This is a genomic window from Streptomyces sp. NPDC033845 (assembly GCF_055576225.1).
This window is the reverse complement of sequence record NZ_JBVIRI010000056.1, coordinates 1-8,792: the sequence shown is the minus strand read 5'-3', so window position 1 is coordinate 8,792 and position 8,792 is coordinate 1. Positions and strand designations below refer to the sequence as shown.

Here is an 8,792-nt window from a genome sequence, read left to right as displayed (position 1 = left end):
CCGCCCGCCGCAGGACCTCGTTCTCCTGCTCCAGCAGCTTGATCCGCCGACGTGCTTCCCGCAGCTCCGCGCTCTCCTGGCTGGTCGTCCCCGGCCTCACGCCGTCGTCAATGTCCGCGCGGCGCATCCACTTCCACAACGCCATCGCGTGGACGCCGAAGTCGGCGGCCACCTGCTCGACCGTGACACCCGGACCGCCGTTCCTCGCGACCCGCACGACGTCCTCACGGAACTCCGGGGGATAAGGCTTGGGCACAGCGACATCCTTCCCACCTGCCATGCAAGGCAAGCCAGTTCACATGTCACCCGATCGTGCGGAAGACCCAGGCTTTCCCGAGCAAAGCCGTTGGACAGGCCGGAATTGCCAGGTGATTCTCTCTCAATGAGAGAGGCTCGGCTGCGACCCTCCGGCCGCACCAGCTTACGAGAAAGGTCAGTAGTTTGATGTGTATCCGGAGGACGTCTGCGTGGGTTACAGGCCCAAAGGGCCACGGCGCGGTGCAGCTGACTGTGCCGGAAGACTTCCCTATGGGGAAGGTGGAGTCGGTAATTTCAGGCAAGAATGTTAACTACAACCGATAGGAGGAGACGTGCTATGACGACCCCGATAGAAGATACCGTGATGGCGATGAGCCTTGGTGAGAGTGTAATCAACCAAGTCAGCACGGCTGATGGCGTACTAGTCGATTATGTCTTCTTCCATAACATGAACTGGTATGTTCGAGACAGGAATGGCCGTGATGTCTGTCTTGCTGTCGAGAAGAGCGGATTCTCTGGGGCCGCCGAGGGTAAAGACTCGATTCTTTTTCCGGCAAACCCTGACAGTTGCGAGCCCGAGTACTTGGCGCTATCTGCTTGTATTTTCGCGCTAGGGTTGGACTCTTTTCCTGACGGTCATGCGTCATGTGACATCCTTTCCCGTACGAATGAGCTTGCCTCGTATTTCAGCATCCCTCTTAAAATTGCTGGGTGCGGCAGTGACGCAACCTTCCAGCCCTGCGTCACCAATGCGCAGCAACTCGCGTCGAATCATGTCACTGTTATACGGGATGGCAGCAGGGTGCATACAACTATCAAAAAAGCGCGGGAGGCGCTCCTTAATCCGACCAGCGAGAAAGATCGGGAATTCTGGAATAAAAAGCTTAAAGCGTCTCAGGAGAAGTTGGATAACGCCGTCAAATCACTTGACGCAGCTTCGAGCCCGGAGGCTCAAGGTTACCTGTTCGAGTCGCGCGATCTCCCGTTCCAGCACGACGATAATGGCTATCCTACGTACAATGAATTTGAGGCCTTGCAGGATCTTGGATCTCAGGCAGTCGACGTAAGCAAACGTATACAGCAGCGGAAGCGTCCAGTCATGGCTTCAGCTATGAAATTCGGTGGCGAAGCCTATGTTTCTGGCAGCGAGCCGAGTAATGTCGCAGCTGCATCCAACCCAGTCGTAACCTTGCTACTTAATCGAGTTGATGGCATAGACCGATCGAAGGGGCATGGGAAATGCGCTGAAATGGTGATCCTCAACGCATATCTGAATAGGAAAGGAATATCCGACCTGGACGCCGCTAAGCTTCACTTTACCCAGGTGGGAGCCGCCAGTTATGCGCGGATCGTTAGCAGCTCGCTCTCTGCACCACCGTGCAGTTCTTGCTGGAAAGTCCTTAGGGCTCTTAACATTTCTTTCGAATCCGGTAGTAAAATAAAGGCTGTCGATTCGAAATCGCGGCACTTGTTCGTGCAGCGAAACAAGGCCAATATTGAAAAACTGAAACAATTCGAGGAGGAAACTGCTTTCGTTGTAAATCATGACGTGTTCTTTGGTGAAGAATATCGAGAATATGTGCAGAAAGTCACCAAAAATATAGACACCGGAGACGTCCTATCCGAACTTCTTTTTTGGGTCGATGGCAGCCAGATCAAATTTAGGCTAACAAGCGGGTCCAGTGCGATTCCTATGCATGTTATTGGGGAGGCGCTTGCTGAGGCCGCCCCGAACCTTCGCTGGGACAGGACCTGCATCGGATTGAAAGCAGACTTGCGCGCGTCGAATAGACGCTGACGGCTCTTTTGCGCGTGCCATTGCGTCGGGCGAGACTTTTAAAGCGTGTTGCAGAAGGCTTCGAAACTGGCATTTCCCCTGTATGGGTGGGGTGTTGAGGGCTGAGCCGTTGTGGGTGGAGACGTTCAGGGCCGTGGTGCCTGCCGCTGGCAGACCGGGTGCTGCCGGTGGCCGTCTACTACCGCACGAACCTCACCATGCGGCAGCTCGCCCCTCCGTTCGGCGTCTCGCCGGCGACGTCTGCCGGGTGACAACGGCTACGGCCGCTGCTCGCGATCGAACCGGCCCCGCGCCCGGCGGACGCGGTCGAACGGCTGTGGATCGTGGACGGCACTGGGCCTTTTCAGCTCAGCCACCGATCGGGTGACGGCGGAGTGACCGTGGAACGGGCAGAGCCCCGGGGCTGTTGAGCAAGGTGTATAGGCTCAACTCTTCAGCCTTGGGGCTCTGTTGGTTCCCTATCGTGCCGTACTCGATGTCCCGCATGCCCTCGTGGAGTGGGTCACGATGCTGATCGTCACCCGGGAGGGTGACCGGCGGTGCAAGCTCCCGCCTTCGGGCCGTGCCATGGCCGCACTGGTGTACTTGCGGAAGAACGAGACCCTGGCCCAGCTCGCGGCCGGTTTCGGGATCAGTGTCGGCACGGCCCACGCCTACGTCCACGCCGTCGTCACACTCCTGGCCGGCCGGGCACCGGGCCTCACGGCTGCCCTGAGGGGAGCCGACACACGCTACGTCCTGCTCGCTCAACGACCACGCGAACTCGGAGCGAAACGTCCCCACCGTCGCCGGCTTCCGCAGGCAGATGCAGGACGTGCTGAAGGGTCCCGGGACCCGCCCACTCACGGAGAGCATGATCCAGAAAATGGACACCCTCATCACGGGCTCGTCCGGCTGGGGAGCGCTGAAGAAGAGCGGCCTGACCGCACTGAACGGCGACGTCTACGGCGCAGCCGAACGGCTCCTGAAGAGCGCCGCGTTCCACGGACTGTTCCTCGTACCCTGCGGCGAGCTGGAGGGCTGGGGCCGCCGTGTTCCGTCGGAGAACAAGGCCCGGTGGCTGGAAGAAGTTTTCAACGGACCGGACCGGTGGTACCTGAGACCGACCAGCGAGCTTGCAGAGTTCTGCGCCCAGATCCGCTCCTACTTCGACGACTCAGACCCCACCACCACGCCGTAGGCCAGGGGAGCCCTCGCTCGCCAGTCGGTTGACGAGGCGCAACTGCGTTGAGAGCAGCCGGTTCATCACTGACTGGCCGTGCTGGTCGTGATCCTTGCTGTCGACCATCGGTCAATCCTCGTAGAGACCATCACCTCAAGAGGTCCGGGCGCCTGCTCCCGACGCCACGGCGAGGCGGCCACCACTCTGGTGGACACCCCGCAGGCAGTCGTCCCATGTGTGCAGCAGAACGGGGCTGGCTGCCCTGCGCCGTGACGAGCCGCCAGGTCGCGGGCGACCGATTGCGGCCTTCCCTTCACGTTCCGTGTCCGGGAGACTACGGTGTTCCAGTCTTCGGTGAGGGAGACTCGCGGTGGGCAAGCACGGTGACGGCAAGGGCGGGAGTGACGGGGACAAACAGCAGTCCCCGAGGGAGTCCGACGGGCAGTGGAACAAGCCGGTGACCAACCCCCCGAAGAGGTAGCCGGTGTCCTCCCCCGACAAACTCGCCCGGATCCTCACCGCCAAGGGATCCCTCGACGCCGCGTGGACCGACACGGTGCGGGCGGTGCCGCGGGAGCTGTTCATCCCCGACCGGATCGAGGTCGGCGACACCGTGCTCTCCCGGGAGCGGGATCCGGTTGGATGGACGCGGGTGGTGTACGACGATGTGCCGGTCACCACGCAGGTTAATGACGGGCTGCCGGTGGGTGAGGGGGCATACCGGTTGCCGACGTCGTCGAGTTCGATGCCGACGGTGATGCTGGAGATGCTCGGCCTCCTCGACGTCCGGCCGGGGCTGCGGGTGCTGGAGGCGGGGACAGGGACTGGGTACAACGCGGCCTGGCTCAGCCACCGCCTCGGCGCGGAGAGCGTCACCTCGGTCGACATCGACGCCGCCCTGGTGGCGCAGGCAGGGGAGAACCTGGCCAGCGCCGGGTTCGCGCCGTATCTGGTGGTGGGGGACGCGGGGGCCGGGTGTGTCGGGCGGGCGCCGTTCGACCGGCTGATCGCCACCTACACCGTTCCCGAGATCCCCTACGCCTGGGTCGAGCAGACTCCCGCCGGTCGGATCGTCGCCCCCTGGGGCGGGAGTTTCTTCTCCCACTCCTACGCCGTCCTTGATGTCGCCGGTGGCCGTGCGGTGGGCAGGTTCGCGGGGTGGCCGGCGTTCATGCGGTCCCGCACCGGGCGGCCCCATCGCGGGTACATCGCTGACTTCTACCGGCAGCACGACAGCGGCACCCCCGGAAGCACCCGGATCTGCCCGCGAACGTTCACCGGCGATCCGGACGCGCTGTTCTTCGTCGGGCTGGCGCTGCCTGATGCCTGGTACCTCCTCGCGGAAGCCGGGGATGGGAGCGGGGAGGCCACGTTGTGGGTCCTCGCCGACGACCGCGCCTCCTGGGCCACCGTCGAGTACGTACCGGGGGTCGCCGAGTTCGAGGTCGACCAGTTCGGCCCGCGCCGGCTGTGGTACGAAGCCGAGACTGCCCACCACTGGTGGGACCGCTTGGGCCGCCCCTGCCGGGAACGGGCCGGCCTCACCGTCGACCGCGAAGGCCAGCACCTCTGGCTCGACAACCCGGACACAACCCTGGCGACGCCGCCCCGGACCTGATCCTTCCCTCTGCGTCACCAGATCTCCATTCCAGATGCCCTCGGCTCGTTCGGAAGAAGAGAGGGCCTGCCGACCGATGCCGGGGCGAGGGGGCGGTTCGCCGTCTCGCCCCGGTGGCAGCGTCAGAGCATGGCTGGTCGGTATACATGCTGTTTGGTCAGCGTCTCCGGTGTGTCGGGTAGGAGTGCAGGTTCGTCGCAGTGAGCGGCGAACAGGTCCTCCAGCGCCCGCCATATCTCGGCGCTGTCCTCATGGCCGGAGGCCAGGTCCTGCATGCTCGGCGCTGCCCCGGGCGCGCAGGCGTCTGCGGGCAGCGGGCCCGCGTCGGGCGGGCGGGGACCCTCGCCGGGAAGTGCCGCGATGGCGGTCGGCGGGTTGCCGGAGCCGACACCGGGGGTTGTCGCTGGGGGCGCGCTCTGGCGGCTGGTTTCGAGGCGTGGCGGGTGCGCGGTCAGCAGCAGTGAGATCAGGAGGATTGCGGAGCGGCTCCTGAGGGTGCGGGCGGATTCGATGAGTCGGTGGCGCTGGGAGACGGGCAGGGAGAGAGCGACGCAGCCGGCTTCGCCGCCGACGCCTCGTCTTCCGAGTCAGGAATTCTGTTCAGATATGAGGCGAGGCGTTCGAGGATCTCGTCTGCGGTCTTGGTCCAGACGTAGTGCTTGGGATCGCTGTTCCATGCGGCGATCCAGGTCCGGATGTCCTGTTCCAGGGCCCGGACGCTCTTGTGGACGCCTCGCCGTATCTGCTTGTTCGTCAGCTCCGCGAACCACCGCTCCACCAGATTCAGCCAGGACGATCCGTTGGGGGTGAAGTGCAGGTGGAACCTGGGGTGAGCCACCAGCCAGGTCTTGATGGCCGGGGTCTTGTGGGTCGCATAGTTGTCGAGCACCAGGTGGACGTCCAGGTCGGCCGGTACTTCTTTGTCGAGTCTGATGAGGAACTTCTTGAACTCCTCGGCGCGGTGGCGGCGGTGCAGTGAGCCGATCACCCTGCCGGTGGCGGCCTCCAGGGCAGCGAAGAGGGTGGTGGTGCCGGCGCGAACGTAGTCGTGCGTGACCCGCTGTGGGACGCCGGGCATCATCGGCAGGACGGGCTGCGAACGGTCCAGTGCCTGGATCTGAGACTTCTCGTCCACGCAGAAGACCAGGGCCCGCTCCGGCGGGTCGAGGTACAGGCCGACGACGTCGTGGACCTTGTCGACGAAGTACGGGTCCGTCGACAGCTTGAAGGTTTCCGAGCGGTGCGGCTGCAGGCCGAACGCCCGCCAGATCCGTGACACGGTCGACTGAGACAGGCCTGTCTCCTTCGCCATCGACCGCGTCGACCAGTGCGTGGCGTCCTTCGGTGTCGACTCCAGCGTCCTGGTGACCAGCGCGGCGACCTGCTCGTCCGTGACCGACCGTGGACCGCCGGATCGCGGCATGTCTCCGAGGCCGGCGATCCGGTGCTCGACGAACCTCGCACGCCACCGGCCCACCGCATGCGCGGTCGAGCCGAGCCGGGCTGCCACGTCCTTGTTCGAAGCGCCTTCCGCACAGGCCAGAATGATCCGGCAGCGAAGTGCCCACGCCTGCGGCGTGGAACGGCGCCGCACCCACTCCTCGAGTGCGGCCCGCTCCTCATCCGACAACGTCAACTCGGCCTTCGGCCGCCCCGTCCGCGCCATGAACCAAGCCTACACATCTGAACAGAATTCCTGACTCAGAAGACTAGGTCATGTTGTGGCCGGTCCGAGGTGGTCGGCGCCTGCGAGCAGCCCGCCACCATCCCCAGCAGCGAAGCAGCCGTCAGCACGGCCATACCGAATAGCTTCTGACGCATCGCAACCCACCCCGAACCCCGGTCTCCGAACCATCCGTCCGGACCCTACCCGCACTCCCCGATCCCGATACGGCACCGGCTCTTCTGCTCGACCGGGCCGACCCCGGGGAGCACAGGGCTCTTCTCGTCGTTACGGGGCGGGGGTGAACTCCACGTCCGTGCCGCCGCAGCCGGCCGCGATGCCCAGCAGCCGGTCCCGCTCCAACTCGTCGACCGCCAGACCCCAGCGGAGCTTGGTCGCGGTCCACTCGGCGCCGTACCGGCACAGCACCTCCGCCGAGGACGACTGCGGCAGCCACTCGGCCGGGTCCTGATCGGCCTTCTGCCGATTCGACCGCGCCGTCACCGCCACCAGGGAGGCCGCCTGGCCCTGGTCGTTCGCGTACGCCTCCCGACGGGCCGCTGTCCACGCACTCGCCCCGGAGTCCCAGGCCTCCGCGAGCGGCATCATGTGGTCGATGTCCAGCGCGCCGGCCGGCGTCACCTCTCGCTCGTCGTAGTACGACCACCAGGTGCCCCCGGTCAGGGTGCAGCCGGCCCGATCTCCGGATAGACGACAGCCTCGGCCAGCAGCACCTCCTGGCGGGTGTTGCAGCCATCAGCCGGCAGCTCGCCGGCGTTCCAGTGCCTGAAGGAGGTCCGCTGGTACCCGGTCCGGTCCTCGGCCGCGAGCTGGAGAGCGGAAACGGCCACCCCGATCGGCACGATCGTCGGCACCGCGGCCGCAGACTTCCCGGCCGCTGGCGGGACGGCGGGCGCGGCCGCCGTGGCGGTGGTTGCGGGAAGGGACAGGGCGAGAGCTGCGGAGGCCGCGACCGCGACCCGCTCATGCCAAACGAAACACCAAGGCAGGGATATAAACGGCCGTACCACGGTGTGGGAAAATAGCCAGCAGGCTGCGGAGCGGAACGACACCAACAACTTGTCCGGTGGGGTGGGCGGGATTCGAACCCACGGCCTGCGTATTAGAAGTCCGCTGCTCTATCCGGCTGAGCTACCACCCCATGTCCCAGACGAGAGCACGCCGACGGCTCCGCCTTCAGCAAGGAAACCGTCCCTGTGTGGGGTGGGTGGGGCTCGAACCCACGGCCGACGGATTATGAGTCCGCTGCTCTGACCAGCTGAGCTACCACCCCAGGCGCCCCTGCGGCCCACACTCACGATTACAGTAGAACATCCAGTCGATCGCCTGTCTTGCTGCGGACATGGCGCCCTCACTGCCGGGTACCGGGGCCCTCTCGCTGCCTGCGATCATGCAACTGTCTGGAACGGCCCTCCGGGCCGGTGTCCAGCCCGGGCCGCGCGGGGTAGGGATCGCTTCACACGCCCTGGCCCCGTGCGGCCCCCGTACACTACTGCCGGAACCCGGAACCGCGCGACATCAGTGATCACACGCCTCCGCACTTGTCGCGCCAGAGTCACAGGCAGGATTCCGAGCATCCCGGCGTACCGGCATCGCTTACGTCGGCGCCTCACCGCCAGCGAGCGCCGGCCATCGTGGCTCATGGCGCGCAACCATCGCTCGCCTGGCTCGTCCCCCTCACCGGGAACCTGCGCCTTCCCCCGGCTCTGTGCCGGCCCGCCACCCCACGGCCGGCACAGAGCACCCATCACAGGCTCCGCCTATGCTGGCCGTATGGACCAGGGCGCGCGGTCGCAATCCCGCCTCCCCCGACCGGACCCCCAGCGGGCCCGAGGTTGTCGGCTCTGCGATGGATGGGGCACCCTCACCGACCCCCGCAGAGGCCTGACCCTCTGCCCTCGCTGCCAGCTCCAACCGGATCGCAGCCCATCCACAGGGTGTGCATACGGGTCTGCCGCACGATCGGGTGACATGTGAACTGGCTTGCCTTGCATGGCAGGTGGGAAGGATGTCGCTGTGCCCAAGCCTTGTCCCCAGGAGTTCCGTGAGGACGTCGTGCGGGTCGCGAGGAACGGCGGTCCGGGTGTCACGGTCGAGCAGGTGGCCGCCGACTTCGGCGTCCACGCGATGACGTTGTGGAAGTGGATGCGCCGCGCGGACATCGACGACGGCGTGAAGCCGGGGACGACCAGCCAGGAGAGCGCGGAGCTGCGGGAAGCACGTCGGCGGATCAAGCTGCTGGAGCAGGAGAACGAGGTCCTGCGGCGGGCGG

5 protein-coding genes, 2 tRNA genes and 4 pseudogenes are annotated in these 8,792 nt (G+C 65.3%); 6 read left to right on the top strand and 5 right to left on the bottom strand.

Going from position 1 to position 8,792, the window contains the following annotated elements; all coding sequences use genetic code 11:
- Positions 1–256 (bottom strand): transposase (locus ACZ50K_RS37420; protein ID WP_468911892.1); only part of this gene is annotated, 256 nt, incomplete at its 3' end.
- Between the two features lie 339 nt (positions 257–595).
- On the opposite strand from ACZ50K_RS37420, the gene ACZ50K_RS37415 reads away from it, so the two are divergent.
- The 5 genes and pseudogenes from ACZ50K_RS37415 (at position 596) to ACZ50K_RS37395 (ending at position 4,836) form a co-directional block, all read left to right on the top strand.
- On the top strand, positions 596–2,056 hold the full coding sequence (locus ACZ50K_RS37415; RefSeq protein ID WP_468911889.1) for a YwqJ-related putative deaminase: 1,461 nt from the start codon (positions 596–598) through the stop codon (positions 2,054–2,056).
- Between the two features lie 82 nt (positions 2,057–2,138).
- Positions 2,139–2,391, top strand: a pseudogene (locus ACZ50K_RS37410) (helix-turn-helix domain-containing protein); the annotation flags it as partial.
- Positions 2,392–2,506: 115 nt separating this feature from the next.
- Positions 2,507–2,800 (top strand): annotated as a pseudogene (locus ACZ50K_RS37405) (helix-turn-helix domain-containing protein); the annotation flags it as partial.
- A 121-nt stretch (positions 2,801–2,921) separates the two neighbouring features.
- Positions 2,922–3,236 carry a hypothetical protein gene (locus ACZ50K_RS37400; protein WP_468911895.1) on the top strand — a complete coding sequence of 105 codons (315 nt, stop codon included), beginning with the start codon at positions 2,922–2,924 and terminating at the stop codon, positions 3,234–3,236.
- A gap of 466 nt (positions 3,237–3,702) precedes the next feature.
- The gene (locus tag ACZ50K_RS37395) at positions 3,703–4,836 is read left to right on the top strand and encodes a methyltransferase domain-containing protein (protein WP_468911886.1); all 1,134 of its coding nucleotides are present in this window, start codon (positions 3,703–3,705) and stop codon (positions 4,834–4,836) included.
- 595 nt (positions 4,837–5,431) lie between these two features.
- Here ACZ50K_RS37395 and ACZ50K_RS37390 read toward each other — a convergent pair.
- From ACZ50K_RS37390 to ACZ50K_RS37375, 4 genes and pseudogenes are all read right to left on the bottom strand, one after another.
- Positions 5,432–6,502, bottom strand: a pseudogene (locus tag ACZ50K_RS37390) (IS630 family transposase); the annotation flags it as partial.
- A 285-nt stretch (positions 6,503–6,787) separates the two neighbouring features.
- Positions 6,788–7,449, bottom strand: a pseudogene (locus ACZ50K_RS37385) (HNH endonuclease family protein).
- A gap of 138 nt (positions 7,450–7,587) precedes the next feature.
- Positions 7,588–7,661, bottom strand: a tRNA-Arg gene (locus ACZ50K_RS37380).
- Between the two features lie 58 nt (positions 7,662–7,719).
- A tRNA-Ile gene (locus ACZ50K_RS37375) sits at positions 7,720–7,793 on the bottom strand.
- A 743-nt stretch (positions 7,794–8,536) separates the two neighbouring features.
- Here ACZ50K_RS37375 and ACZ50K_RS37370 point away from each other — a divergent pair.
- Positions 8,537–8,792: transposase (locus ACZ50K_RS37370; protein ID WP_468911883.1), on the top strand; the 256-nt coding region annotated here is incomplete at its 3' end.

Excerpts from the sequence above, each read along its gene's own strand:
- ACZ50K_RS37415 (WP_468911889.1), top strand. The coding sequence starts at position 596 with ATGACGACCCCGATAGAAGATACCGTGATGGCGATGAGCCTTGGTGAG.
- ACZ50K_RS37400 (WP_468911895.1), top strand. The coding sequence starts at position 2,922 with ATGGACACCCTCATCACGGGCTCGTCCGGCTGGGGAGCGCTGAAGAAG.